Origin of the sequence: Cesiribacter andamanensis AMV16, from assembly GCF_000348925.1 — a bacterium.
Lineage (GTDB): Bacteria > Bacteroidota > Bacteroidia > Cytophagales > Cyclobacteriaceae > Cesiribacter > Cesiribacter andamanensis.
This window is the reverse complement of the sequence record NZ_AODQ01000031.1, coordinates 15,057-41,109: the sequence shown is the minus strand read 5'-3', so window position 1 is coordinate 41,109 and position 26,053 is coordinate 15,057. Positions and strand designations below refer to the sequence as shown.

At 57.4% G+C, this 26,053-nt stretch carries 30 protein-coding genes and 1 pseudogene; 18 read left to right on the top strand and 13 right to left on the bottom strand.

The features are described from left to right. From ADICEAN_RS07915 to ADICEAN_RS07905, 3 genes and pseudogenes are all read right to left on the bottom strand, one after another. Positions 1-1,066 (bottom strand): annotated as a pseudogene (locus ADICEAN_RS07915) (NAD(P)(+) transhydrogenase (Re/Si-specific) subunit beta); the annotation flags it as partial. Between the two features lie 5 nt (positions 1,067-1,071). Next, positions 1,072-1,359, bottom strand: coding sequence for an NAD(P) transhydrogenase subunit alpha (locus ADICEAN_RS07910; protein WP_009195044.1), 288 nt, complete (start codon positions 1,357-1,359; stop codon positions 1,072-1,074). Next, positions 1,356-2,489: a Re/Si-specific NAD(P)(+) transhydrogenase subunit alpha gene (locus ADICEAN_RS07905; RefSeq protein ID WP_009195043.1), complete on the bottom strand. Its 1,134-nt coding sequence runs from the start codon at positions 2,487-2,489 to the stop codon at positions 1,356-1,358. Before ADICEAN_RS07905 ends, ADICEAN_RS07910 begins: the two co-directional genes overlap by 4 nt. 375 nt (positions 2,490-2,864) lie before the next feature. Here ADICEAN_RS07905 and ADICEAN_RS07900 point away from each other — a divergent pair, with 375 nt between their 5' ends. After that, the gene (locus ADICEAN_RS07900) at positions 2,865-3,920 is read left to right on the top strand and encodes an acyloxyacyl hydrolase (protein WP_236612881.1); all 1,056 of its coding nucleotides are present in this window, start codon (positions 2,865-2,867) and stop codon (positions 3,918-3,920) included. Positions 3,921-4,000: 80 nt separating this feature from the next. Here ADICEAN_RS07900 and ADICEAN_RS07895 read toward each other — a convergent pair whose 3' ends face one another. Further along, positions 4,001-4,708 (bottom strand): NADPH-dependent F420 reductase, encoded by a 708-nt coding sequence (locus tag ADICEAN_RS07895; protein ID WP_009195041.1) that lies wholly within the window; start codon positions 4,706-4,708, stop codon positions 4,001-4,003. 106 nt (positions 4,709-4,814) lie between these two features. On the opposite strand from ADICEAN_RS07895, the gene ADICEAN_RS07890 reads away from it, so the two are divergent. Further along, positions 4,815-5,198, top strand: coding sequence for a winged helix-turn-helix transcriptional regulator (locus tag ADICEAN_RS07890; RefSeq protein WP_009195040.1), 384 nt, complete (start codon positions 4,815-4,817; stop codon positions 5,196-5,198). Positions 5,199-5,264: 66 nt separating this feature from the next. On the opposite strand, the gene mdh is transcribed toward ADICEAN_RS07890, so the two are convergent. From mdh to tilS, 3 genes are all read right to left on the bottom strand, one after another. Beyond that, positions 5,265-6,200 carry a malate dehydrogenase gene (gene mdh, locus ADICEAN_RS07885; protein WP_009195039.1) on the bottom strand — a complete coding sequence of 312 codons (936 nt, stop codon included), beginning with the start codon at positions 6,198-6,200 and terminating at the stop codon, positions 5,265-5,267. Between the two features lie 123 nt (positions 6,201-6,323). Next, positions 6,324-6,851: a cyclic nucleotide-binding domain-containing protein gene (locus tag ADICEAN_RS07880; RefSeq protein ID WP_009195038.1), complete on the bottom strand. Its 528-nt coding sequence runs from the start codon at positions 6,849-6,851 to the stop codon at positions 6,324-6,326. Then, positions 6,848-8,212, bottom strand: coding sequence for a tRNA lysidine(34) synthetase TilS (gene tilS, locus ADICEAN_RS07875; protein WP_009195037.1), 1,365 nt, complete (start codon positions 8,210-8,212; stop codon positions 6,848-6,850). Before tilS ends, ADICEAN_RS07880 begins: the two co-directional genes overlap by 4 nt. Before the next feature lie 242 nt (positions 8,213-8,454). Between tilS and ADICEAN_RS07870 the strand changes: the two genes are divergently transcribed. The 11 genes from ADICEAN_RS07870 (at position 8,455) to ADICEAN_RS07820 (ending at position 18,067) form a co-directional block, all read left to right on the top strand. After that, positions 8,455-10,164 carry an OstA-like protein gene (locus tag ADICEAN_RS07870; RefSeq protein ID WP_009195036.1) on the top strand — a complete coding sequence of 570 codons (1,710 nt, stop codon included), beginning with the start codon at positions 8,455-8,457 and terminating at the stop codon, positions 10,162-10,164. Positions 10,165-10,505: 341 nt separating this feature from the next. Then, on the top strand, positions 10,506-11,063 hold the full coding sequence (locus ADICEAN_RS21075) for an outer membrane protein assembly factor BamD (RefSeq protein WP_009195035.1): 558 nt from the start codon (positions 10,506-10,508) through the stop codon (positions 11,061-11,063). Between the two features lie 4 nt (positions 11,064-11,067). Continuing rightward, positions 11,068-11,397, top strand: coding sequence for a DNA-directed RNA polymerase subunit omega (locus ADICEAN_RS07860; protein ID WP_009195034.1), 330 nt, complete (start codon positions 11,068-11,070; stop codon positions 11,395-11,397). 12 nt (positions 11,398-11,409) lie between these two features. Then, positions 11,410-12,612, top strand: coding sequence for a bifunctional phosphopantothenoylcysteine decarboxylase/phosphopantothenate--cysteine ligase CoaBC (gene coaBC / locus ADICEAN_RS07855; protein ID WP_009195033.1), 1,203 nt, complete (start codon positions 11,410-11,412; stop codon positions 12,610-12,612). Beyond that, on the top strand, positions 12,602-13,210 hold the full coding sequence (gene porD / locus ADICEAN_RS07850) for a type IX secretion system protein PorD (RefSeq protein WP_009195032.1): 609 nt from the start codon (positions 12,602-12,604) through the stop codon (positions 13,208-13,210). Before coaBC ends, porD begins: the two co-directional genes overlap by 11 nt. Then, a complete protein-coding gene (locus ADICEAN_RS23530; RefSeq protein ID WP_009195031.1) occupies positions 13,210-13,512 on the top strand; it encodes a type IX secretion component PorD family protein in 303 nt (100 codons plus the stop codon). The genes porD and ADICEAN_RS23530 overlap by 1 nt, the downstream gene beginning before the upstream one ends. Before the next feature lie 311 nt (positions 13,513-13,823). Further along, a complete protein-coding gene (locus tag ADICEAN_RS07840; protein WP_009195030.1) occupies positions 13,824-14,072 on the top strand; it encodes a hypothetical protein in 249 nt (82 codons plus the stop codon). Beyond that, a complete protein-coding gene (gene recN, locus ADICEAN_RS07835; protein ID WP_009195029.1) occupies positions 14,050-15,708 on the top strand; it encodes a DNA repair protein RecN in 1,659 nt (552 codons plus the stop codon). Before ADICEAN_RS07840 ends, recN begins: the two co-directional genes overlap by 23 nt. 233 nt (positions 15,709-15,941) lie before the next feature. Further along, on the top strand, positions 15,942-16,442 hold the full coding sequence (locus ADICEAN_RS07830; RefSeq protein ID WP_009195028.1) for an anthrone oxygenase family protein: 501 nt from the start codon (positions 15,942-15,944) through the stop codon (positions 16,440-16,442). Positions 16,443-16,547: 105 nt separating this feature from the next. Next, on the top strand, positions 16,548-17,426 hold the full coding sequence (locus ADICEAN_RS07825) for a bile acid:sodium symporter family protein (protein WP_009195027.1): 879 nt from the start codon (positions 16,548-16,550) through the stop codon (positions 17,424-17,426). A gap of 170 nt (positions 17,427-17,596) precedes the next feature. After that, a complete protein-coding gene (locus tag ADICEAN_RS07820; RefSeq protein WP_236612880.1) occupies positions 17,597-18,067 on the top strand; it encodes a class I SAM-dependent methyltransferase in 471 nt (156 codons plus the stop codon). Between the two features lie 18 nt (positions 18,068-18,085). On the opposite strand, the gene ADICEAN_RS07815 is transcribed toward ADICEAN_RS07820, so the two are convergent. Further along, positions 18,086-19,048, bottom strand: a complete 963-nt coding sequence (locus tag ADICEAN_RS07815; RefSeq protein ID WP_009195025.1) for a transglycosylase SLT domain-containing protein — start codon at positions 19,046-19,048, stop codon at positions 18,086-18,088. Positions 19,049-19,309: 261 nt separating this feature from the next. Between ADICEAN_RS07815 and ADICEAN_RS07810 the strand changes: the two genes are divergently transcribed. From ADICEAN_RS07810 to ADICEAN_RS07790, 5 genes are all read left to right on the top strand, one after another. After that, the gene (locus tag ADICEAN_RS07810) at positions 19,310-19,900 is read left to right on the top strand and encodes a PepSY domain-containing protein (protein ID WP_009195024.1); all 591 of its coding nucleotides are present in this window, start codon (positions 19,310-19,312) and stop codon (positions 19,898-19,900) included. Positions 19,901-19,953: 53 nt separating this feature from the next. Then, positions 19,954-20,448 (top strand): hypothetical protein, encoded by a 495-nt coding sequence (locus ADICEAN_RS07805; RefSeq protein ID WP_161622672.1) that lies wholly within the window; start codon positions 19,954-19,956, stop codon positions 20,446-20,448. A 61-nt stretch (positions 20,449-20,509) separates the two neighbouring features. Beyond that, positions 20,510-20,731: a TetR/AcrR family transcriptional regulator gene (locus tag ADICEAN_RS07800; RefSeq protein WP_009195022.1), complete on the top strand. Its 222-nt coding sequence runs from the start codon at positions 20,510-20,512 to the stop codon at positions 20,729-20,731. Next, the gene (locus tag ADICEAN_RS07795; RefSeq protein WP_009195021.1) at positions 20,715-21,101 is read left to right on the top strand and encodes a TetR family transcriptional regulator C-terminal domain-containing protein; all 387 of its coding nucleotides are present in this window, start codon (positions 20,715-20,717) and stop codon (positions 21,099-21,101) included. Before ADICEAN_RS07800 ends, ADICEAN_RS07795 begins: the two co-directional genes overlap by 17 nt. Positions 21,102-21,156: 55 nt before the next feature. Then, entirely contained in the window at positions 21,157-22,059 is a 903-nt protein-coding gene (locus ADICEAN_RS07790; RefSeq protein ID WP_009195020.1) for an alpha/beta fold hydrolase, read from the top strand. 38 nt (positions 22,060-22,097) lie between these two features. Here the strand turns inward: ADICEAN_RS07790 and ADICEAN_RS07785 are convergent, their stop codons facing one another. The 5 genes from ADICEAN_RS07785 to ADICEAN_RS07765 all read right to left on the bottom strand — a co-directional run bounded on the left by ADICEAN_RS07785 (position 22,098) and on the right by ADICEAN_RS07765 (position 26,023). After that, entirely contained in the window at positions 22,098-22,748 is a 651-nt protein-coding gene (locus tag ADICEAN_RS07785; RefSeq protein ID WP_009195019.1) for a hypothetical protein, read from the bottom strand. Positions 22,749-22,772: 24 nt separating this feature from the next. After that, a complete protein-coding gene (locus ADICEAN_RS07780; protein WP_236612882.1) occupies positions 22,773-23,504 on the bottom strand; it encodes a caspase family protein in 732 nt (243 codons plus the stop codon). Continuing rightward, positions 23,450-24,091, bottom strand: coding sequence for a hypothetical protein (locus ADICEAN_RS23205; protein WP_040396526.1), 642 nt, complete (start codon positions 24,089-24,091; stop codon positions 23,450-23,452). Before ADICEAN_RS23205 ends, ADICEAN_RS07780 begins: the two co-directional genes overlap by 55 nt. Then, positions 24,091-24,747 (bottom strand): hypothetical protein, encoded by a 657-nt coding sequence (locus ADICEAN_RS07770; RefSeq protein WP_009195017.1) that lies wholly within the window; start codon positions 24,745-24,747, stop codon positions 24,091-24,093. Before ADICEAN_RS07770 ends, ADICEAN_RS23205 begins: the two co-directional genes overlap by 1 nt. A 184-nt stretch (positions 24,748-24,931) precedes the next feature. Next, complete coding sequence (locus tag ADICEAN_RS07765) at positions 24,932-26,023, bottom strand: hypothetical protein (RefSeq protein WP_009195016.1); 1,092 nt, start codon at positions 26,021-26,023, stop codon at positions 24,932-24,934. Positions 26,024-26,053 lie beyond the last annotated feature (30 nt).

Sequence of the window (26,053 nt, the reverse complement as noted above, 5' to 3'; positions counted from 1 at the left end):
AGCACATTCATGTGCCCGGGCATGCGGCCCGCTACCGGGTGAATGGCAAATTTGAGGTGCCCCGTTTTTCCAGCAAGTCGGTGAGCTCCCGCACCACGTGCTGGGCCTGGGCCACGGCCATGCCATAACCCGGTACAATGATCACCGAAGAGGCCGATTCAAACAGCATGGCGCTTTCTTCCACGCCAACTTCTTTCACCACAATTTCATCACCCCCAGCGGCTGCACCGCCACTGCTGGTCTGGCCAAAGCCGCCCAGCAGTACATTGATCAGCGAGCGGTTCATGGCCCGGCACATGATCTGGGTAAGGATAAGGCCTGAGGCGCCCACCAGCGCCCCGGCAATGATCAGCACCTGATTATTCAGCACAAAGCCTGTAGCGGCGGCGGCAATGCCCGAGTAGGAGTTCAGCAGGGAGATCACCACCGGCATATCGGCGCCCCCGATGGGGATTACCGTAAGGATGCCCAGCAGCAGGGCCAGCAGCAGCATGCCCAGCATCCAGACCTCGGCATTGGGGTTGATGATCACCAGAGCACCCAGTACCAGAATGGCCAGGAAGATCACTGCATTCAGGAGATGTTGCCCGCTAAACACAATGGCCCGGCCGCTGATCAGCCCCTTTAGTTTGCCAAAGGCTACAAAGGAGCCGGTAAAGGTGACACAGCCAATAATAACGCTCAGTACCAGGGTAATGCCCATCACGACTTCCATGCTCACCCCTTCGGTTTGGGCCAGTTTCCAGTATTCCGAGCTGGCCACCAGCACCGAGGCGCCGCCACCAAAGCCATTCAGCACGGCCACCATCTCGGGCATGGAGGTCATCTCCACTTTGCGGGCAGTAAATACTCCTATGGCCGAGCCCAGCAGCACGGTGATAAAAATTTCGGTAAAGTTCAGGATATCCCGGCTCAGCAGGGTAGCCACTATGGCTATGAGCATGGCAATGGCCGAAAGTGTATTGCCCCTGCGGGCAGTGGTGGTGCGGCCCAGGCCCTTAATGCCCAGGATAAAGAGCACCGATGCCACCAGATAGGCGACTTTAATGAGTAAATCTCGCTCCATAGGGCTTATTTTTTCTTTTTGAACATCTGCAACATCCGGTCGGTTACCACATAGCCGCCCACTACATTGATGGTGGCCAGCAGCAGGGCCGCTACGCCCAGCCATTTGCTGACCGAGCCCACTTCAGGGCCGGCCGCTACCAGGGCGCCTACGATGGTAATGCCCGAAATGGCATTGGAGCCCGACATCAGGGGGGTGTGCAGGGTAGGAGGCACCTTGGAAATAAGCTCAAAGCCTACAAAAGAGGCCAGCACCGCCACATAGAGCAGCACTAAAAGGGTATCGGTACTCATACGGTCTTGCTTAAAATGTCTTTGGTAAATTGGTGCACCAGTTCGCCCTGATGGGTAATGAGGCTTCCGCGGGTGATCTCTTCTTCCAGCTCCCATTTAAATCCTTCCTTGGTGGCCAGGTGAAGCAGCAGGGTGCTGATGTTTTTGGCGTAGAGCTCCGAGGCATTTACCGCCACCAGGGCCGGCAGGTTGGCCTCGCCAATAATGGTGACCCCATGCTTTACCACCGTCTGGTTGAATTCGCTCAGGGCGCAGTTGCCGCCGCTCTCCACGGCCATATCTACAATCACCGAGCCGGGCTTCATGCGCTGCACCATTTCTTCGGTTACCAAAAGGGGTGCTTTTTTGCCGATCACCAGGGCGGTGGTAATCACCAGGTCGGCATCGGCAATGTGTTTGGAGATCAGTTCCTTTTGTTTTTGGAGGTACTCGGCCGATACTTCTTTGGCATAGCCCCCTTCGGTCTTTACCCCGTCGGCCTGTACTTCCAGAAAGCGGCCGCCCAGCGATTCTACCTGTTCCTTGGTTTCGGGACGTACGTCGGTTACCTCCACAACTGCCCCCAGGCGCTTGGCAGTGGCAATGGCCTGCAGGCCGGCCACCCCGGCGCCAAAGATCAGCACCCGGGCGGGGGTAATGGTGCCGGCGGCCGTCATCATCAGCGGAAAGATCTTGCCCAGGGCATTAGCGCCCATGATCACCGCTTTGTAGCCCCCCAGGTTGGCCTGCGAGCTGAGCGCATCCATTTTCTGCGCACGGGAGATGCGGGGCACCGCATCCATGGCAAAGGTAGAGAGGCGCTTTTGCAGGCTCAGGTTTACCAGCTCGGGAACGGTGTAGGCATAGAGAAAGGAGATGGTAGTGGCGCCTTCGGGCAGCAGCTGCAGTTCTTCAGGGGTGGGGGCATTCACCTTTAGCAGCACATCGGCCTCGGCCAACAGGCTGCGCTTGTCGGGGAAGATAACAGCGCCGGCCCCTTCATAGGCAGCATCATAAAAGCCGGTAGCCTCTCCGGCTCCGCTCTCAAGGCCACACTGAAAGCCTGCTTTGGTAAGGGATTTTACCACATCGGGGGTGAGCGCTACCCGGCGTTCGGGTACCTTGCTCTCTTTGGGAATGGCTAGTTTCAAGGCAGATGGGGTTAATGAATACGCCTGTTAGCGTTAAGATACTAAAGTATTTTGGCTAATTACAAGTGATTATTCTAAAGAACTGCTCAGAAACCGTTTGTTGTTGGGATTTTTCTGGCATCTGAAGCGGCCCCAGAGCCCCTGGGAGGCAGCTCCGATACAAAAGCTGCGCTACCCGCTGCCGGCCAGGGCTGCTATACTGGCCAGGCCGCAGCTTTCTTTCTCAGAACCCGGGGGCTGCCGCAGGAGTTAGGGCATCAGGGACTGAATTCTTCTATTCACAGTAACGCCGGCATGACCATCCGAAACTCTCCAGCTCTATTTTTACCCAGGCTACTGTTAAGGCTGCTGTACTACCTGCTGGCCCCTTTAAGCTTGTACGCACAGCAGCAGCAGCAGCAGCAGTCCAACATCGCTGAGCCGGCCGCTCTGCAGCTGGGCCTGACTACACATTACGGATTTATCATTCCCCATTCCAGCACCATCCGGGATGTGGCCCATTCCAATCCCCGGGCGCTGGAGCTGGACCTGAGCCTGCATTTCACCAGCCAAAAAGCCTGGAACTATCTGCAAGGCTATCCCCGCCTGGGAGCTACATTCAGCTATGTGAACTTCAACTACCCCCGGGTGCTGGGCAATGCCTATGCGCTGGTGCTGTATGCCGAGCCTTTTCTGTCGGCGCACCGCCGGTTTAGCTTGTCGTTTCGGCTGGGTGGGGGGCTGGCCTATATGGATACCCCCTATGATGAAGCCCAAAACCCTGATAACCTTTTTTACAGCACCCGTTTCAGTTTTCCGCTGGTGGCCAACCTGATGGGCAATTACCGCCTGGGGGAGCGCCTGCAGCTGCGGGCAGGGGGTACCTACAACCACATCTCCAATGGCGGCCGGCGTCAGCCCAACAAGGGGATCAACTACCCCACGGTTACCCTGGGCCTGCAGTGGGCACTGCGGCCGGCCTCTTTTCCGGAGCGTCAGCCGGCTACGGCTCAGGCACAGGGCAAAAAGCGGGAGTATTTGCTGGCCCTGATCGGGGGGTATAAGGACCGGGAGGATGATCCCGGTCGGCAGCTGCCCGTGCTTGGCCTTGCCGCCTATGCCAGCCAGCGCCTGGGCCGGCTCAGTGCCCTTACGTTTGGCCTGGAATGGATAGCCGATTACACCATACGCCACCAGCTGGAGCAGCAGGGAGTGGATACGGATTTTCAGCGGGGCGCCCTGCTGCTGGGCCATGAGCTGCGCATAGGCCGCATCCGGCTGGGCCAGCAGCTGGGGGTGTATGTGTATGCTCCGCATAAGGCGCGCGAGGCCGTGTACCAGCGCTGGGGGCTGGAGTATCATAGCCAAAAGCGCCTGTTTGGCGGCATCAACCTGAAGGCCCACCGGCATGTGGCCGATTTTCTGGATCTGCGGCTGGGGCTGAAGTTTTGAAGGGGGGCTGTGTTCTTAAATCCTAAAACCTGACAGATCTGGAAGACCTGTCAGGTTTTCACCGCCCTCATCTAGTAGGGTTAGACTGCCGCCTCAACAGGCACTTTGCGCGCAATGTGGAAGTTGAATTCCGGGCTGCCCAGCGCCCCCCACAGCCTGATCCAGACGGGTAGGAGCATTTCGGTACCCCGGGCGGTGCTGATATCGCCCAGATCAATAATGTTTTTTTCCTTCCAGCCCAGGCTATTCAGCAGGCGAACGATCTCTTTTTTTGCATCGGCATCATTGCCGCTCAGGAGTACGGTATGATCTCCGGGCACAAGCTGGGGATTCATCATTAAATAAGCATTCATGGTATTGAGGCCTTTAACCACCCGGGCTTCCGGAAACTCCCGCTGGATCTGCTCGCCCAGCGAATCGGTATTGCAGACAAACAGGGTAGGCGGCATGCCTTTTGAAAAATCCAGGGGATTGGCTACATCCAGCAGTACCTTTCCAGCCAGCGCCTTGCTACCTACGCCTCGCAGGGCCTCCAGCGAGCCGGCGCCACTGGTGGCATTGATGATAAGATCGGCATCGGTAGCGGCCTCCTGATACGGGGCGATCCGGATGCCGGAATGTGTGGCATGCCAGTCGGCAAAAGACGTACCCGTCATGGGGTTGGCAGCCGTACGCTGCAGGGTATCATTTACGGAGCGGGTGCCCAGGGTGATCTGGTGGCCCAGCTCCTGCAGTTTGGCAGCAATGGTTTGGCCAACCATGCCGGTGCCTAAGATGGTAATGTTCATAATCAGCTGTTTTTCAGTTACTATAAAATATATAGTTGCAAACCTAAGTATAGTTTGCTATCCTTGCAATAACTGTCAATGTTGACAGTAGCCAATTATTTTTCACATGCTGATACAGGACAAGGAATACGTATTTATAATCGATGGGGTAAAGCACCATTGCGCCCTGGATGTGACCATGAGTTATATAGGCGGAAAGTGGAAAACCGTAGTGCTCTGGTACCTGCGCAACCGCACCTACCGCTTTGGGGAGCTCAAAAAGCAGATACCCGACATCACCGAAAAAATGCTGAGCCTGCAGCTGAAAGCTCTGGAAGACGATGGGCTGGTCAGGCGCGAAGTGTTTGCCGAAGTACCCCTTCGGGTAGAATATTCACTGACCGACTTTGGTAAAACCCTGGTGCCGGTGCTCACTGCCATAGCCGGCTGGGGTCGCCAGCTGGCCGAAAGCAGGGGAACGCTGGTAGAAGTAGAAAAGGGGAAGGGATGAAAAAAGCCACGTCCCCTTGTCAGGATCGTGGCTTTCAAAAACAAAATACGATGTGAGATCGCCTGCTTACTTGTTGTTCATGCGGTCCAGTACATCCATTACTTCGCGTACGTGGCGGTTGCTGGTCTGCATCAGCTCCATTTCCTGCTCGTTCAGTTGCAGCTCAATTACTTTCTCTACGCCGTTCTTGCCCAGCACAACCGGTACACCCAGGTAGGTGCCATCGATGCCGTACTCGCCTTCCAGCTTTATACAAACCGGATAGATGTGGCGTTGGTCCTTTACGATGGACTCTACCATCTGGGCCGCTGCTGAGCCGGGTGCATACCAGGCCGAGGTGCCCATGAGTTTCACCAGCTCGCCGCCGCCAAACTTGGTGCGCTCGATGATGGCCTCCAGGCGGTCTTTGGCGATAAGTTCGGTAACGGGGATGCCCGATACGGTGGTGTAGCGGGGCAGGGGCACCATGGTATCGCCGTGGCCGCCCAGCAGCATGGCCTGAATGTCTTTGGGCGATACGTTCAGCTCTTCGGCCAGGAAGGCACGGTAGCGGGCCGTATCCAGAATGCCAGCCATGCCCATTACCTTGGTGCGGGGCATGCGGGAGGTGATGTGCGCCTGGTAAGTCATTACATCCAGCGGGTTGGATACCACAATGATGATGGCCTCGGGCGAGTGCTGCACCACCTGCTCGGTAACCGAGCGCACAATACCGGCATTGGTTTCGATGAGGTCATCGCGGGTCATGCCCGGTTTGCGGGGCAGGCCGGAGGTGATCACCACTACATCAGAACCGGCCGTTTTGCTATAGTCGTTGGTGGAGCCTGTGGTACGGGTGTCGTACAGATCGATGGGAGCTTTCTGCCAGATATCCAGAGCCTTGCCTTCGCTAAAGCCTTCCTTAATATCCACCAGCACTACTTCATTCACAATTTCCCGGTACGCCAGTACATCGGCGCAGGTTGCGCCTACGTTACCGGCACCTACTACGGTTACTTTCATGTTTTCTAAAAAATTTTAGGGCCTAAAATCGTATTAAAAGGTCATTTGCCCCGAAGATACAGCAAAAATCGGGGAGCGCCAATAGAATGCGCAACTGAGTGCGGGAGTGATCGGCTCCAGGCCTTATTTGGTAGGATGCAGGTAGGCCTGGCCCAGATCAAAGAAGCCAAAAGTAGAGCGGTAGGCATTAAAGAGGTTTACCGTATAGCCGTTGTAGAGCTCTGCCAGGGAGTTGAGCATCTCGGCCTTGATGTTGGGGTGGTTCTCAAAGATGTCCAGGATGTTGATCTGGGGAATCACATAAATCTCGGCCCGCTCGCTCACCACCAGGGAGGTATAAATGCGGCGCGTATTTTCCAGCAGGGCATTATCGCCAAAGGCATGGCCACGTTCCAGCAGGGTAAGCACCTCAAATTTGTCGCCCAGGTCAATGTTAAGTGAAATCGCCCCGCTGCGGATCACATAGAGGGCCTGGCTTGGATCGTTGCGGAAAAAAACGGCCTCGTCCTGCGTATAGGTGCGCAGAAACATATAGGGGGTAAACAGGGCCAGCTCGTCATAGGTGAGCCGCTCAAACAGCTTTACGCCGTTTAAGAACGAAAAAAGCGCGCTCTCCTGATCGCTGTACGACTTCCTGAAGGGATTGATCATGTATGTGTACCCCTGATTTCGAAAATTTCCGCTGTATGCCCGCTTACTTTGTAGCGCTCGTCAATGCGGTGGCCAACCACCCAAACAATATCAGTGCCCGATTGCAGCACCAGCAGTTCGTCTTTCAAGTTTAGCGGGATTTTTTGGTCAATCATAAAATCACTTAGCTTTTTTTTGCCCCGCATGCCCAGGGGCTGAAAGCGATCACCGGGCTGCACCGGCCGCAGCAAGAGCGGAAACTGCAGCCGCCCCAGGTCCAGGGCGGCCAGCAGCGGATCGGCCAGCAGGCGGTACCCCTTTGCCGGCAGGCGCCGGGTCCTGAAGTGCCAGGGGCCCAGCTGCAGCTCGGGTTGCTCGAGAGCCAGGGGGGTAGGGGGTAGCGCAGCAGCCCCTAAAGGAGTAATGACCAGCTGCTCCCGGTCCACCACCAGGCGGTGGGTAGCCGAGCTGAATTCTTTTCCTACCGGGCTGCCGGCGCTGCGCTGCAGGCTGTGCAGAATGGCCCCGGCCTCGGCCCAGCCAAAGCCCCAGGGCTGCAACAGTTCCCCCAGCAGGTACTGTGGCTCGGGCTGTGCCAGCAGGGGGGGAAGTGAGAGGGTAGTATGTCCCGCTTTTTCTGCGACTACCTGCCGGTGCAGGGCGTCCACTACCCCCTTGAGCACGCCCTCGGCGGCGCGCACCTGGCTGGCCAACTCCTGCAGGCCCTCCTCCAGCTGGGGGTTGAGACTTTTTAAAGGGGGGATCACCTGCTGGCGGATCAGGTTGCGGCGGTATTTTGGGGAGGCGTTGCTGCTGTCTTCCCGCCAGCGGATACCTTGTGCAGTGGCCCAGGCTTCCAGCTCGTCCCGCCGGGTAAACAACAGCGGACGGATCAGCAGGGGGCTGTTTTCTGTGGAGAGCAGCGGGCGCTTGGGTGCTATACCGTGCAGGCCGGCCAGGCCGGTGCCGCGGCTCAGGTTCAGAAGTAGTCCCTCGGCCTGATCGCTCAGGTGATGGGCGGTGGCCAGGGCCAAATACCCCTCTTGCCGGCAAAGCTCCCCAAACCACTGGTAGCGCAGGTCCCGGGCCGCCATCTGGATGGATACCCCCTTTACCTCCGCTTCCGAGGCAGCCGGCAGGCGGGTGGTATGGAACGCAACGCCCAGCTGCCGGGCCAGCGCCTCCACAAAGTGGGCATCCCCCTCTGATTCTTCGGCCCGCAGGCCAAAATTGGCATGGGCCAGCGCAAAGGGGTAGGGGCACTGCTGAAAGAGGTGGGCCATGGCCACAGAGTCCAGCCCGCCGCTTACGGCCAGCAGTACGGGCTGTCCTGGCTGCAGCAGCTCTTTCTCCCGAATGAACGCCAAAAATTTTTCCTGCATAAGGAGAAGCACCCTTTTTACGTTACCTTTGCAGACAAAGGTAAAAACCGCTGCTACAAGTCGGTGCCTTTTGGCCTTAAAATTGCGGTGCTGCACCTAAAAAGGGCTCCGGACGGCGTTTCAGACGGTGCTCCGGGCGGTCTTGAAACAGCCACACTGCACGGCAAGCAGCTGGCAGCAGAGGGTGTCCTTTTGCCGCCGCTATCCCGAGGCCGCGTAACGCTTTGCGAAGAATATTCAGAATGCAACAACTTAAGCATGCCTGCTGGCTTTTGCTACCCCTCCTGCTCCTGCTCCTGGCCTCCGAAGCCCAAGCCCAGCAACGGCTGCGCTTTACGGCCGATAAGGTAATAGGCCGCCGGGTAGAAGGCGGACAGGTTAACGTGCTGGTAGGCAATGTGGTGATCCGCCAGCCGGGTACCACCATCTATGCCGACTCTGCCCAGGTACGCCGGGCCGAAAACCAGGCCGAAGCCTATGGCCGCATCCGGGTAGAGGAGGGCGATTCCATCACCATCACCTCCAAAAGCCTGGTGTACGAGGGCAATACCGGCACCGCCTTTATGACCCGCGATGTGGTGTACCGCGATGGCGCCACCGTGCTCTATACCGATAACCTGGAGTTCAATAAGTTTACCGGCATCTCGTCCTACCACAGCGGCGGCCGCATGGTCAATAATGAGAATACCCTTACCAGCCGCAGGGGGGTGTTTAACCGGCCGGCCAATTCAGCCTCCTTTTATAGTAAGGTAGTGCTGCGCTCGCCGGATGCCACCATTTATTCCGATACCCTTCATTATAATACCCTTACCGGCCAGGCCACCTTTGTGGGCTTTACCCGGGTGGTGCGGGCCGATGGCACCGTAACCGAGGGCAACGACGGGCTGGTGTACAACACCCAATCCGAGCGGGGCGCCGTGCTGCAGGGCTTTATCGAAAATGAAGACTACATCATCACCGGCACCCGCCTGGGCTACGACCGCCAGCGGGAACTCTTTACGGCAAAGGGCAATGTGACCATGACGGCCAAAGACCAGCAGGTGATCATTCTGGGGACGGAGGCCTATTACGATAAGAAAACGGGCATTACCCGCATCTGGGGCCGCCCCCTCATGAAGCGCCCCGTGCAGCAGGATACCCTCTTTATGTCGGCCGATACCATGATGGCCATTGAGCATGAGCTGGAGGCCAAAAAGCGCCTGCTGGCCTGGGGTGGGGTCAAGATCTTTAAGCAGGATCTGCAGGGGGTGGCCGATTCCATGGCCTACCGTCTGGCCGATTCCCTGCTCTTCTTCTACCGCCAGCCGGTGCTCTGGAACCAGCAAAACCAGCTCACAGGCGATACCATTAACCTGCAGATCCGCAACAATACGGTAGACCGTATGCGGCTGCTCCAGAATGGGTTTGTGATCTCCCGCGATACGCTGGGCGACTATAACCAGGTGAAGGGCCGCCTCATTACCGCCTTTTTCCGGGATGATGAGCTTAGCCAGGTGGCTGTAAACGGCAATGCCGAAAGCATTTACTTTGTGCTGGAAGAAACCGACAGTGTAATGGTGCAAATGGGCATGAACCGCATTACCTGCGCCAACATGCTCATAAATTTTGCCAACCGCCAGGTGCGCCAGATCCGCTTTTACCAGCAGCCCGATGCCACCTTTGTGCCTCCCCATGAGCTGAAGGAACCCGATACCCGCCTGAGCGGGTTTGTATGGCAGGAGGAGCGCAGGCCCAGCCTGGCCGATGTGCTCTCCCGGGAATCCTCGGCCGCCAGCAGCCCGGCGCCGGTGAAAGGAGCCCCCGAGAGGAGTGTGCCTTCTGATGGTACGCAAACCAAACCTGCTGTGGCACCCCGGCAGGGCCAGCCGGAGCGGACCAAGCCGCTGCGGCCCACAGACCGCAAAACGACCCCCAAACCAAGCTCTGGTAAACCAACCCCCGAAGATCAGTAACCAATGCATTGTCATTCATCCAGAAACCGCTATATTTGCAGGCTTATGCACCTTATGCCCCTACATCGTTTTCTAAGCGGGTTCTTCCTGCTTCTTGTGCTGGCCTCCTGCGGAGACTTTAGCAAGATCCAAAAGAGCACGGACCCCATGGCAAAGTACAATGCCGCTCTGGCCTATTATGAGGCGGGCAGCTATGCCAAGGCGGCTGTTTTGCTGGGCGATGTGCTGCCGCTGCTCACCGGCCTGCCCGAAGGAGAAAAAGGCCAGTTCATGTATGCCTACCCCATTATCACCAGCGGCTCTATATTGAGAGCGGCTACTACTTCAAGCAATTTTATGATGTGTACGGGCGCAGTCCGCAGGCCGAAGAAGCCCTGTTCATGCACGGCTATTCGCTCTACCTGCAGTCGCCCAACTATAAGCTGGACCAGACCAGTACCCTGGATGCCATCAACGCCATGCAGAACTTCATCAACCTGTATCCGCGCAGCGAATACAAGGAGCGGGCTACCCTGGTACTGGATGAGCTGCAGCATAAGCTGGCCAAAAAGGCCTACGACAATGCAAAACTTTATTATAATGTAAGCCGTTACAAGGCTGCACTGATTGTGCTGGAGAACTTCTCCGAAGATTTTCCGGACTCGGAATACAACGAAGAGGTGGCGTTTCTGCGCATACAGGCCGCCTATGAACTGGCCAAAAACAGCCTGCCCCGGCTGCAGCAGGAGCGCTACAATGATGTGATGGACATTTACCTGAGCTTCATTGACCGCTATCCCGAAAGTGCCTGGGGCCGGGAGGCCGAGCGCCTTTATGTGAACAGCCAGGCCGAGCTGGCCCGTATGAAAAATACAACGCCTTCACCCGCAACTACATCTACAGAAAACAATAATCAATAAGCATATGGCCACTACAAAAGCCTCACTGGTAACCCGCGATCTTGATAAACTGGCAGCTCCTACCGGCAATGTATATGCCTCGGTAGCGGTTATCTCCAAGCGTGCCCGCCAGCTCTCTTCCCAGATGAAAGACGAGCTTAGCTCCAAGCTGGCCGAGTTTGCCTCTACGGTTGATAACCTGGAAGAAGTGTTTGAGAACCGGGAGCAGATCGAGATCTCCAAGTACTACGAGCGCATGCCCAAGCCCAGCCTGGTAGCCACCGAAGAGTTTATGAACGATGAGCTGGTGTTCCGCAAGATTGAGGACGAGGAAACCTCTACCAACCAGCTATAATTCCAACAGCACATGCTACACGGCAAAAAGATATTGCTGGGAGTATGTGGCAGTATTGCAGCGTATAAAGCAGCCCCGCTAACGCGGCTGCTGGTAAAAGAAGGAGCAGAGGTGCAGATTATCATGACGCCCTCTGCTTTGCCTTTTATAGGCCCTCTTACGCTGGCTACGCTCTCCAACCGGCCCGTACTACACCAGTATGCCGATACCCAAAGCGGCGAGTGGCACAACCATGTGGCCCTGGGCCTGTGGGCCGATGCCCTTTTGGTAGCCCCCGCTACGGCCAACACCCTGGCCAAATTTGCCGGCGGCCTGTGCGATAACCTGCTGACGGCCGTCTACCTCTCGGCACGCTGCCCGGTGTACCTGGCCCCGGCCATGGACCTGGACATGTACCAGCACCCCTCCACCCGGGCCAACCTGGAGCGCCTGCAGGGCTGGGGCCACCACCTGATCGCCCCGGAGACCGGCGAGCTGGCCAGCGGCCTCTATGGGCAGGGGCGCCTGGCCGAGCCCGAAACCATTGTGGCCTACCTGCAGCAACAGATGGGGCAGAGTGCCCGCCTTAGGGGTAAAAAAGTGCTTATCACCGCAGGCCCTACCTATGAGGGCCTGGACCCCGTACGCTTTATTGGCAACCACAGCACCGGCCGCATGGGCTTTGCCCTGGCCGAAGCTGCCGCTGCCCAGGGCGCCGAGGTGGTGCTGGTGAGTGGCCCCTCGCAGCAACAGGTTACGCATCCCGGCATCCGGCGCATTGATGTGCGCTCGGCCGAAGAGATGTACCAGGCCTGCCGGGCACACTATAGGGGGCAGGATTGCGTTATCTTTGCAGCCGCCGTGGCCGATTACCGTCCTGTGAAGCAAGAGGCGCAGAAGATCAAGAAGAAAGAAGACCGCCTGCAGCTGGAGCTGGAAAAAACGGTGGACATTGCCGCCACCCTGGGCCGGGAAAAGCAGGGCCAGTTGCTGGTAGGTTTTGCCCTGGAAACCGACAATGAGCTGGCCCATGCCCGCCAGAAGCTGGAGAAAAAGGGCCTGGACCTGATGGTGCTCAACAGCCTGCAGGATGCCGGCGCCGGCTTTGGGCATGCTACCAATAAGGTAACCATTCTGGACCGTAGCGGTGACGAGCAGGCCTACCCCCTGAAATCCAAAGAAGCCGTGGCAGCCGATATACTGGAGCACATAATCCAAAAACTACATGCAAGCTAGAACCCTGGTATTCTCCCTCCTGTTGCTGCTGGCCCTGCTGCCCCTGCAGGCGCAGGAGCTGAATGTAACCGTGCAGGTAAACGATGCCCAGATTGATGTGGCCGACAAGCGGGTGTTCCGGGAAATGGAGCGCACCTTTACCAACTTCCTGAACAATACCAAGTGGACGGAGCATACCTACGATTTTAACGAAAAGATCCGGGCCAGCCTGCAGCTTACCATCAACACCATGCCCTCGGTGGGGGTGTACACCGGTACGCTGGTGGTGCGGGCGGTGCGTCCGGTGTTCAATACAAGCTATACCACTTCTACTTTTACGTTTGTTGACCGCGATTTTAACTTCAACTACGTAGAGTCGCAGCCGCTGGACTTCAACATCAATAGCTTTAATAACAACATCACCTCCATGCTGGCCTTTTATGCCTATGTGATCATTGGCATGGACAGCGATACCTTTGAGCGCATGGGGGGTACCTTCTATTTTGAGCAGGCCCGCACCATTGCCCAGATTGCCCAGCAGCAGGGAGGCATTGCCGCTGGGACCCCACGCAGGGGGGGAGTGCCGCCCGCAGCAGGGGCGCCCTCATCGACAACCTGATGAATACCCGCCTGCAGCCGCTGCGGGAGTTTATGTACAGCTACCACCGCCTGGCGCTCGATGTATTTACCGACAATGCCGATGGCAGCCGCAAGCTGATCTCCGAAGGCCTGGCCGGCCTAAAGCCGGTGCGGGACTACAACCCCTCGGCCATCCTGCTCATTGCCTTTTTTGATTCCAAGGCCACCGAGCTCACCAATATGTTCAAGCAGGGGGCTCCGCAGGTAAAGCAGCAGGCCTACGCCACCCTCACCGCCCTGGACCCCTCCAATACAGATAAATATAGCCAGATTTTGCGGTAAAGGATTCGGCGCTGAACTGCGTTACCCGGTTCGGACTCCGGTAAACATTATCCTGTGGCCGGTTGCCCAACCTATCCTCCCCCTTTGGAGGGGGCGCAGGGGGAGGTCTGCTTGATAAACCCTATCCGCTACCCCTTATCCATCCCTCCTTTTTTTTCCAGGCAAAATCCTGCCCTCACCGCTGAACTAGCCCACCGGGTTTCAAGACCAAAGTAATCCCATAATGCACTAAAAATTTTAGTAAAAAGAGTGCTCCCCGCCTGAGATGTATAGCTTACGGATGCTAAAAATTTAGTATTTTTGGCGGTCGTATGGCGAAGAAACAAACGCGCATCAGGGGACCTTTTCAGGCGCAGCCGGCACCCAGCTGGCTGGGCCGTGCCGCTTCGGTGGTACTGATGAGCGGGGCTGTTTTTGAAGTTAACACCCTGGCCCTTGAGGGGGACAGGCTGCTGGGAAAAGACCACAGCGGCCTCAGCCACAGCTTTCCCTTTACTGATATACGTGAATTAATTCTGGATTATCCGGTAGTCGAGCATGCTCAAACACCTGCTAATTAAAAACTACGCCCTCATTCGGGAGCTGGAAATGCAGCCTTCCGCGCACCTCAACATCATTACCGGCGAAACCGGTGCCGGCAAGTCCATTATGCTTGGCGCCGTGGGCATGCTGCTGGGCAACCGCGCCGATACGCGCATGCTCTACGATGAGGAAACCAAGTGCGTGGTAGAGGGCACCTTCGATATCAGTGAATATGCGGCCCTGAAGCAGGTATTCGGCGAGGAAGAGCTGGAGTACGATGCCGAAACCGTGATTCGCCGGGAAATAAGCCCCAGTGGCAAAAGCCGGGCCTTTATTAACGATACCCCCGTTACGCTGGAGGTGCTGCGCCGCGTGGGCGAGTACCTCATGGACGTACACTCGCAGCACGATACCCTGCAACTGGGCACCAACGCCTACCAGCTGAGCATTCTGGATGCCTACGCCCAGACCACTGCCGAGCTGGAACGCTACCAGCAGGCCTACAGGGGTATGCGCAGGCTGCAGCAGGCCCTGGACCGCCTGCAGGACGAAGCCGCCAGCATGCGCAAGGAGGCCGACTACAACGCCTACCTGCTACAGGAGCTGGAGGAGGCCCGGCTCGATGGCCTGGACCAGCAGGAGCAGGAAGAGGAGCTGGAAAAGCTGGAGCATGCCGAAGAGATCAAGGTAAAGCTGGCTGGTGTGCTGCAGGCCCTGGAGTATGGCGATGAGCTGGCCCTGAACCCCCAGCTGCACAGCGTGCTGGCCGAGCTGCGGGCCGTAGGCAAGTATGCCGAAAGCTATCGCCAGCTGGCCCAGCGGCTCGAGAGTGTGGTGATTGAGCTGAAAGACATAACCCGCGAAGTAGAGGCCGAAGAAGGAGCCGTAGAGCTGGACCAGGAGCGCATTGTGACCCTGCAGGACCGCCTGAGCGCCCTGTACAAACTGCAACAGAAGCATGGGGTACAAAGCGTGCAGGAGCTGCTGCAGCTGCGCAACGAGCTCTCTGGCAAAGTAAACCGCGCCGAAGGCCTTGATGAGGAGATTGCCGCCATTCAGCAACAGCTGCAGGAGGCCCGCCAGCAGGTGGAGGAGACCGGCACTGCCCTGAGCAAGAAACGAAAAGGGGTCTTTGAAAAGCTGGTAAAACAGATCGAAGAGCTGCTGGGCGGGCTGGGCATGCCTGAGGCGCGCCTGCAGATCGATCACAAAGCCATAGCCCCGGCCCCTACCGGCCTGGATGAGGTAAACCTGCTCTTTACCGCCAACAAGGGCATGAAGCCCCAGCCGCTGAAGGCCGTAGCCTCGGGGGGTGAGTTCAGCCGCCTGATGTTCTGCGTAAAGTACGTACTGGCCGACAAAACCGCCCTGCCCACCATAGTGTTCGATGAGATCGATACCGGCATCAGCGGTGAAATAGCCCTGAAGATGGTGCGCATGATGCAGCAAATGGCCCGGGGCCACCAGGTGATCTCCATCAGCCACCTGCCCCAGATTGCCGCCAAAGGTGAGGCCCATTACTTTGTGTACAAGGATAACAGCACGGCCAAGACCTTCAGCCGCATCAAGAAACTAACCGAAGAGGAACGGGTGCAGGAGATTGCCAAAATGATCGGCGGCGCCACCCCATCGGCCGTAGCCTTTGAAAGCGCCCGGGAGCTGATGGCGGGCTAAATCGTCAAGACAAGCTGCTGAAGTTTTGTCTGGCCCACTCGATCAGTACACCTGCAGCTCTTGTACATAAAGCAGGCTTTGTGTACTTTCAGTACATACAGGAAAGGATAGCTGCTTTGTTCGCCGGATTTTCGAGCACCTATTCTTTACGTTAGGGCTAAATGAAGCTCTAAAAGTAGGAGGGATGCGCCAGCTCCCAGTTCTAAGCTGTACAGATCTAGCCAGGCATTTATATGAGAAATACACTTTTTAATTTCTTCCTGTGGTGGGCTGTCATTGGATTTAGCATCTGGCTGGGCGGTACCCTCTTTAGCATGTCGGTGATTGTACCGATGTGGAGCGAGTCGCCCCCTGAATCCGTGCGGGATTTTTTCGGAAACACCAGCTTTAACACCTACATCTATAACTTTTTTGGGCCGCCCTGGATGGCTGCCCGAAATCTGCCCCTGCTGATTGCTCTGGTGCTAGGCTGGCCAAGTCTGCCGCACAGACGGTATTTGCTTTTTGCTGTACTCCCTCTGATTGCCGGTATCCTGTTTACGCTGTTCTATATATACCCCATTAATGAGATCCTGATGACCCGGGCGGGCGATGGTAGATCTGCAGACGAAATTCAGGCGCTGGCCGATACCTGGATCTTTGCCGACCGGCTAAGGTTTGGGATTATGCTGATCGGGTATTATTTCTTGTTAAAAGCTTTTAAATTACCCCAGCCCTTGCCAGGCAAGAGATGATGGAGAGGGTAGTGACCCTTCCCAAAGGCGCGGCTGCCTGACCCTACCTGCTCCATAAAGCAGGAGGTGCTGTTTTATACCATGTGAGCTTTTATCAATACCCCTATGGAATCCTCTTTCATCACCAGTGTTCTCCTGCCTGCGGCGCTTTTTGTTATCATGCTGGGCATGGGGCTTTCCCTGGTGCTGGCGGATTTTAAGCGAGTGGTGCTCTATCCCAAAGCAGTACTGATCGCCCTGGTGAACCAGCTGGTGCTGCTGCCCCTGATTGGCTTTGGGCTTACCATAGTGTTTGGCCTGCAGACTGAGCTGGCCGTAGGCCTCATGCTGCTGGCCGCCTGCCCGGGCGGGGCTACCTCTAACCTGATCAGCCACCTGGCCAAAGGAGATACCGCTCTTTCCATCACCCTCACCGCCCTGAGCAGCCTGATCACCATTTTCACAATACCCCTTATTGTTAACCTCTCCCTGCTCTATTTTATGGAACGGGGGCAGTACATACAGCTGGATGTGCCGGCCACCATTCTGCAGATCATTGGTATTACGCTGGTGCCGGTAGGCATAGGCATGCTGGTGCGCTCCAGAAACAGGGCGTTTGCCCACCGTATGGACCGGCCGGTGAAGCTGGCCTCTGTGATCTTCTTTTTTGTGATTGTGGCAGGTGCTGTGATTAAAGAGCGGGCGCAGCTGCTGGAATACCTGCAGCTGATCGGGCTGTCTACAGCTTCTCTGAATCTGCTGACCATGGCGCTGGGCTACTTCTCCGGACGCCTGTTTAGGCTGTCTAAAGCGCAGTGTATTACCATTTCGGTAGAATCGGGCATCCAAAACGGCACCCTGGGCATCATTGTGGCCACCACCTTTCTACATAGCAGCAGTATGGCCATTCCGCCGGCTATTTACAGCCTGCTGATGTTTGTAAGCGGCCTGGGCTTTGCTTACCTTGTGAATCGAAAAAAACAGGCAGGCGTAAGCCTGGGCTAACAAAGGGATATGAGTACAATACAGCAAGGTTACAACCAGTGGGCTGCCCAGTACGACAGCAATGAGAACAAGACCCGGGACCTGGAAGCAAAGGCCCTGCGGGAGCTTCTGTCCGGCGGTTCCTTTCGCCACTGCCTGGAACTGGGCTGTGGCACCGGCAAGAATACCGAATGGCTGGTGCAGCAGGCACAGCGGCTTACAGCAGTAGATTTTCGGAGCACATGCTGCAGAAGGCAAAGGAAAAGATCAGCGCTCCCAACGTTCACTTCTTCCAGGCAGATATTTCAGAGGAGTGGGGCTTTGCCCGGCAAGGGGGCTATGATCTGGTAAGCGTTAGCCTGGTGCTGGAACACCTGCCGGCGCTGGAACCCGTTTTTCAGAAAGCTGCGGCGGCCCTGCAGCCCGGCGGCAGGCTGTACGTGGGCGAACTGCACCCCTTTAAGCAGTACAGCGGCTCCAAAGCCCGTTTCGATGCGGCAGAAGGCACCCAGGTACTTAGCTGCTTTACCCATCATGTGTCGGACTTTACAGAGGCTGCCCGCCAGGCCGGGCTGGAGCTGCTGGTGCTCAGGGAGTATTTTGATCAGGAGGATCGTGCCGGCCTGCCCCGCATTCTGGCGCTGCTGTTTCGTAAGCCTTAAAGGGGGAGAAGCAAGCGCTTAGCGGCCCAGGCCCCCTTCGCCCCGGTCGGGGAGGCGGATCTCGTAGCGGCCCTTTTTGGGTACGCTCAGCTTGTAGTTGCTGGTGTTGTTGAACCAGGGGTTTAGCTGGCGCAGCTCTTTATAGGTGGTATTGTGCTGGCGGGCAAAGGCCACCAGATTGTCAATGTCCTGCTCTACCGGCTGGGTAATGAAGCGATAAGGCTTGTATTGCTCCTCGGCGGGCAAAAAGTAGCCGTAGCGTTCGGGGTTCTCCAGGATCAGCTTAAAGGCAATGATGCGGTACACATAGCGGGCCGTTTCGGGATTCAGGTGCAGGTCCCAGAAACTATCGGCCTGCTGGTCTTTCAGCGCATTCTGCATGCCGCTCACCCCCCGGTTGTAGGAGGCTGCTACCAGCGTCCAGTTATTGAGCAGGCCGTGGGCCCATTTCAGGTAGCGGCTGGCGGCTTCAGTGGCCAGTTTGGGGTCGCGGCGCATATCCACATCCTTGTCGATCTGCAATCCGTAATCCTTGGCCGTAGCTTCCATAAACTGCCACATGCCCATGGCGCCGGTAAAGGAAACAGCATTGTTGTCGAATTCGCTTTCGGCTACGGCCAGGTAAATGAAATCCTGGGGTACGCCGTTTTCCTGCAGCGTCTGCTCGATCAGGGGGCGCCAGCGCTCAATGGTCTTGATGGTGTACAGGGTGCGGGAGTGGCGAAAGGTGTTAACGATTAGCTCATTCTCCAGCGCCTCCCGCACATCTTCCCGGTGCAGGGGCACTTCTTCTCCGGCAAAGGTAACGGAAGAAGGGATCGGGGGGAGGGTCACATATTGCGGATGGCTGGCGCTGCTACCCTCTGTACTACTGCTAATGGAGCTGAGCACTTCCGCCCCCCGCTCTTCCCGGGGAGGGGTGGTGTCTTTGGTGGTGCAGCCGGAAAAAATCAAAAGACCAGTCAACAGAAAGTAGCGCATGTGCCGGAAGGGTTGGGGGTGTGCTAAAAGAAGGTATTTGGGGGAAGAATAATTCAAAGATAGGGCATCAAAATTGAAATTGCCCGAATTGGTCCCCACTGCAGAGAGATTTTGTCTCGCTGAACAGCGCTGGACAATTACCCCGAATTTCCTGTATCTTTAGCCGCTGAGCCCGACCGGCCGCCAAGCGGACCCCTTGCCGGTGCCGATGGCTGCCGCCCCGGAATTAGGCGGCACCTGCCGGCAGGCCGCCACACCCCTATGAGCCGAGAAACCGAACATCTTGCCCGCCACACCCGCTTTTACCGCAGGCTGCACAAATGGGTAGCGGTGCCGCTGCTGCTGTTTATGCTGCTGGTGGCCAGTACCGGCCTGCTGCTGGGCTGGAAAAAACAGCTGGAGCTGCTGCCTCCAACACAATCGACCAAAGAAAGGGGAGGGGCCTGGATCTCGCTGGATAGCCTACAGGCCCTAGCCATCCGTTTCGCTCAGGACAGCCTGCAGCTTTCGTCTACCATCGACCGCATCGACATCCGGCCCAGGAAGGGGATTGCGAAGGTGCGCTTTGCAGAGCACTTTACCGAACTGCAGCTGGATGGCTACAGCGGGGCCATTCTGTCCGTAGAGCCCCGCAATTCAGACCTGCTGGAGATGATCCACGACGGCTCTATCCTGGACTGGCTGCTGGGCCTGCAGCACGATCAGCTCAAGCTGCTCTACACCAGCCTGCTGTCGGTGGGTCTGCTGCTGCTCACCATCAGCGGCTTCTGGCTCTGGTACAACCCCCGGCAGATACGCCGCTACAAAGCACCAGGCCGTCATACGCCCAAACGCGGGCAGCCCGCTGCGTAAATTCCTATCCCCCCTGCAAATTTTTACCCAGTCTGCTGCGTTACCCCTACACTATGTCCTGTACTAGCTCCATGAAGAAAACTGCACTGCTCCTGCTCACACTCCTGCTGTCGCTGGGCGCCCAGGCCCAACTTGGCAAAACCAAAGCCGATGTACTTGCCCACTGGGGTAGGGAGAAGGTGCTGAAAGAATCGCCCGGCGCCCGGCCCGGCTACTCGGCCCTGCTGCTGGAGCTGGACAGTACCCGCTACCTGCAGGTAACCTTTAAGGCCGAAACCGCCGTGATGCTGAGTTTTATGCATACCGACTCTACCATCAGCGAACAACAGTATAAAGCCTACCTGGCCGAGAACCTGGGGGCCTTCAGTCCGCAACGCAGTTGCCAGCTGGGCGCCAAGACCTACCTGATCGATGGGCGAAAAAACCAGATGGTGGTGCAAAACCACCGCGATGAAGGGGGTGCCTACCCCCTGATCAGCCTGCTGATTGCCGCAGACCCCGCCCTGGTGAAGAGCCTGCAGAGCCGCATGGAAGGGGTGTGCCGCTAAGGCAGGCCAAAAATTTTTCCGCCAAACCTTGCTTTCTAGATACCGATCGGTATCTTTGAGCATGCGCAATCCGGACCTAACCAGGGAAACCATTCTGAAAGAAGCAGGTATTCTGTTCAATACCCTGGGCTATAAGGCTACGTCCATCAGCAACATTACGGATGCCACCGGCTACACCAAGGGGGCCATTTACCGGCACTTCAGCAGCAAGGAAGCGCTTGAAAAAGAAACCCTGCAATACCTTTCTTCTCTGGTGTTTGAAAAAAATGCGGGCGCTCATTAAAGAGCAGCCTACGGCCGGCAGTAAGCTGCGGGCCGTGGTGCGTTTTTTTGAAACCTATGTGGATTCGCCCATTATTCAGGGGGGCTGCCCCATCCTGAATGTAGCCATTGAAGCAGATGATTCCAACCCGGCTCTGCGGGAAGAAGCGGCCAAAACCCTCCACATGATCCAGTCTTCGCTGATGCACATCCTGGAAAGGGGCATCCAGATGGGGCAGCTGAAGGAGGGAATTGATACCGAATTCTATGCTACGCTCATCATCGCCAGCCTGGAAGGAGGCATCATGATGAGCAAGGTGCGCAATAGTAATGACGATATGAAGAAAGTGATCCGCCATCTGGAGATGGTGATCTCCAGCCTGGAACGCTAAGAAAATTTTTTTACCCTTAAAGATACCGATTGGTATCTATAAAGAAGAATACCCTATGAAACGCCTTATTCCCAGCCTGCTTGGCACTTACCTGAATACCCTGGCTACCGTAGCGCCCAAAACGGCCGGCCGCCATGGCTTTTCCCTGTTTTGCTATCCGGTTCGCCCCAGCCTTCAGGCGCACCAGCGGGCCTTTCTGCAAACGGCCGAGCGTTTTACGCTCAACCAGCAGGGCCGTAAGCTGCAGGCTTACCGCTGGGGCAGCGGGCCGCGCAAGGTGCTGTTTCTGCATGGCTGGCAAAGCCACAGTTTCCGCTGGAAGAAATACATTGAAGCCCTTTCGCCCGACGAATTCTCCCTCTATGCCCTGGATGCCCCCGGCCATGGCCTATCGGAGGGCAGGGCGCTTACCGTACCCCTGTACAGCCAGCTTATCCGGCAGTTTATCGATCAGCTGGGGGAGGTAGAGACAGTGGTTAGCCATTCGCTGGGCAGCTTTTCGGCCCTGCATGCCCTGCATGTGCAGCCGCAGCTGCCGGTGCAAAAGCTGGTGGTCATGGGCTCTCCGGTGGCGGCTAGCTCCTTCATCGATTTTTACAGCCAGTACCTGCGCCTGGGGAAGCGCGCCGTGGGACTCACCCTCCAGCACTTTGAGCAGGTAATAGGAGAGCCCATTGCCCACTTTGAGGCAAGCCGCTTTGCCCGTGGCCTGCAGCTGCCCGGCCTGATCGTGCATGATGAGAAAGATCAGGAGGCCCCCTATGCCGGCGCCCTGCAGCTACAGCAGGTATGGCCGCTGGCCCGGCTGCTCACTACCCGGGGCCTGGACCATAAGCTGCGCTCCCCTGAGGTGGTTGCGGCAGTTGTAGGGTATATTCAGGGAGAAGCGGAGCTGCCCCATGCTGTGGAGCTGGCAGGGGATAGGCTGGCCCAATCTGCCCTGACCAGGGAGCATTGAACGGGGAGAATGAGCGGGGGCGGTAAGAATTGGCCGCCTTATGTCAACTTCTGGGTATAATATACAAAACAGACCTCATCTCCACCCAGCAAGAGGCCTGCCTGGCTGGCGGCTGCTTCCAGTGCCGGCCTGTCCTGCTCATGAAAGGCCAGGTGCAGGTTGCCATCGTCGCAAAGCTGCAGCGAAAGGGGCAGGCCCTCTGCGGCAATCAGGTAAATGACCGGACCATCAAAGCGGCCGGAAAAGAAAAATAGGGGGAGGAGCCGGGAGAGCTGCCTGATCTCCAGCAGAAAACCCCCGGGCTCAAGCCGGCCCTGCGCCAGGCGGCTGAAGGTGGCGGCTTTATCGGCGGTTTCAAAGGGAAATTCCTGCCAGGAAAAAGCCAGCCAGTCCAGTAGGTAAAGGTGGCGGCAGCCCAGCTGCTCCAGGAAACCCTGCAAGGCTTTGGGAAAGCGCCGCGCATAGCCGCTGCGGGTACGGGCCCGTAGGGTCAGGATTGCTTCGGCCTGCGGTGCTTTATTGCCCGGCTGCAGCACCTGGCGGTGATCATACAGGCGGTTCAGCACCTCCAGCTCTTCGGGCACCGCTTCATCAAAGCCGCGGGCATAGAAGCCCTGCACTTCGGCAATCATGCCATCGGCTACCGGACTCTGGCTGAAGATGTCCTTGCGGGATAGGGGGGTGAGCATGGGGTGAAAGGGGTTACTTTAAGATCAGTAAATACGCCAGTTGTAATAGGGGTTCTCTTCCCGGCTGGTAGGTTTCTGCCTGCCGGCTGTAAAGTCGGCTACGGCATCGGTCACATAGGCCTTTAGCTCTGCAATGCTAATGCTGCCATCCCGATCCGTATCGGCGGCCCCTGTGGTAAGTCCCCTGATCACAAAATAGCTGAAGGCGCCGTTTTGCAGGCCCAGCCCCTCATAGGCATGCTGGCTGGCGCTGGATGCGCCAATGATATCGATGCCACTTCCCCGGATGGTGCCAAAAACCTCCTGCAGAAGCTCGGCAGGGTCTGCCAGACCTGGTTGCGACTGATCGCCTCCCACCTCCCGGGCGCCCCGGCTGGCCAGTACGGATCCAGCTGCCGCGCCCGCCGGCCTGCCCGAACCCAGCAGCTGGTAAAACTCCGTGTTGCCGCTCTGGCAGGCATCCAGCAGCATCAGTCGTTTTCGGGCAGTGCTGCCGGCGATCAGGGCTTTGAGGGTATCCAGGTGGATGCCCTTTTCGGCTGGGGCCGCCATATCAAAATCGTAGGTGCCGAAGTAGAAGTTTCCGGCCGGGTCCAGCATCCCATGGCCTGCCAGGTACACCAGCACCACATCGTTTACCCCGGCCTGCTGCAGGTTTTTCTGCCAGCGGACCAGGGCCTCGGCCGTAGCGGATTCGTTCATTAACGTATCCACCACCAGCTCGTAGGCAGGATTTGTTGCCAGGGCAGCCAGCACATCCCGGATATCCTTGGGGCCGTACCTGAGCGTATAGCTGCTGTTCTGATAGCGGGCAAGGCCCATTCCAAAAAAGTAAAGCTTATTTTTTGTTGGCCGCTCCGGGGCAGGTACACATGCCGGGTAGCGGTCAGCGAGCTGCTGCCATCGGCTTGCCGCAGCTGCCACTCCAGCCGGTTAATGCCCTCTGAAAGGGCCAGGTGCAGAAGGGCGGTGCCGCTTTTATCATCAAACTGAATCGTTTCGGGCGTATAGGCGCTGCCGTTCACCCAAACTGCTACTGAGCGGGGCTTTTGCTCAGGATCATACCGGAGCTGTAGGGGGTATACAGGTCTGGTAACCAATAACGCGCCCCCTTCTTCGGCAGGCAGGTAGTTGGTATCGGCACCTGCCTGATTGGATAAAAGGCGCACTTTCTGGTAGAGGTGTAGCAGCAGGCTGTCCGGACTGGGCAGGCTGGCCAGCAGCAGGTCGGGTCGATTATAGGTTTTGTCGATACTCTCAATGGGCAGGACATGGCCCTCTAGCTGTGCCGCCAGCAGGGCAGATCTGCCAGAGGCCAGGTAGTAGCCGTTTTTGTCATGCATCAGGTAGTGGCTACCCAGCTGGTAGAGAAACAGGGGATTTTGGGGGAGGCCAGGTTGATAAGGGCAACATGGTCTCCGCGGGAGAGAGCCAGCCAGCGGCCATGCATCCGCACCAGCAGGCGCTCAGGGCTGGCGGTCAGAAGACCGGCTGGCAGAGGCAGCGCCTGGGTAGTTGCCAGGGTGCTGTAGTAGGCCGAGTCCTGGCTGATAAAGAGGAGGCTTTCGCCTTCCTGCTGGTACTGGATAAACTGAAGGGGGCTTGAGAAGCTGTACTGATAACGCGTATCTCCCTGCGCATCCCTAAGGCTCAGGCTGTATTTATGCTCTTCACCTCCGCGGATGAGGCCGTAGAATTTTCGGGCCTGTTGCTCAGGTACCTTGCGCTCACTGGCATAGGCCAGAAAGCGGGGCCATTCATAGGTGCTGGCCTTGGCATAGAGCAGATCCTTCTCCATCTGGTCAAAAGCCAGTGCCAGGGTATCCAGCCCTGCCTGCCGAAATAAGCTTTCGATCAGCCGGGCCGAGGGCAGCCGGCTGCCTGTTTTTTGGCCGGGGTCGGGTACCCGGTAATAGCCCGTAAGCGGGCGGCTGCCCGATGCCAGCGAAAAGCTGTATTCTCCCGGCTGGCCGCTCAGTTGCTGCAGCTCCTGCATCATAAGCGCATTCTGGAAGCCTTCATCCTGCTCGGGCAGCTGCAGGCCGTAGCCGGGAGCAAAGCGAAGCAGGGGGCGTTCCAGCGTATCCAGCTTGTTCTTTTCCAGCAGGTGCAGGCGGTACAGGCCCTGGTCCTGGTGCCGGCTGGTTAGTGCCTGTTCATCGGCATCAAAGCGGAGGTCATAACTAGCCTGAGCCGGTACGGTGGCCGTGGAGATGATGCGGGCCTTGCGCAGGTCCCAGCAGCTTAGGGGGCGCCATAGGCATCGTGGCTGGCCATGGCCAGATAATTGCCCGAGGGCAAAACTGCAGTTTGGTGATCTGGCCTGCCTCGTCTGCTGCCAGCTGCAGGATCTTCTCCAGATCGTTCCGAAGCCGTACCTCCAGCTGCCCTCTGAAGTCACCAATGGCCAGCATGTTCTGCTGTACGGCCAGGGCGGTAAACGAACGGCCAGGCGCCTGCGGCAGCAGGCGCCGGCTGGTTCCCCTGGCAAGCTGTAGCTGGTAAAGGGTGCCGGTATTGGTGCCTGCCATCAGCTCGGTATCAGAGAGCCAGTTTACCGAAAGCGCCAGCCCCTCCAGCCTGATTGTTTTAGTCAGAATCTTCTTGCTGGTGAGCTCAAAAACCACCAGCTTGTTTTCGCCGGTAGCCACCAGCTGCTGTGTTTTGTCATTCCAGCTGTAATCATAGGCCAGCGCCTGGGCCCGGCCCCGGTAAAGCTCCCGGCCACTGAGGGAAAGTACTTGATGGGTATGCAGGCCAATGGTATACAGCTTGTCTCTGAGCACACGAAACCAGAAGAGCCCTTCGGTTTGGGTAGTGAGGGTGTCTGTGGGATAGAGACCCTCAGGTCCCTGTTTCAGGGACAGGATTTGGCCGCTGCTGTTGGCTACTTTCCAGTGGTCTGGCTGCACCTGCATACAGGCGGCATAGGGGTAGACAAAGCTGTCCTGTTTCTCCAGGCTGCCGCTGCCAAGCCGGTAGCTCTCCAGACCGTAATCGCCACAGATCACCAGCAGCGAATCGCCCAGCAGCTGCATCTGCCGGATGTCGGTATTGAGCGGCTGCTGGGAATGGAGCACCAGGTTCAGGTTCATGTCCCACAGCACAAGCTTGCCGCCCTGGTCTGCCGATACAGTGCGGGAGCCATCCCCTACAAAGAGAATCTTGCGGATGGGCCTGTTGTGCCCCCGGTTGAGAAGGAGCTGATGGTTCTGCGCACTACTGCCCAGGGAGAGCAGCAGCAGAAAGGCAAGGGTAAGAAGGGGGTGTTTCATAAGGCAGGCTGAAAGAAGGCGAGGGGGCAG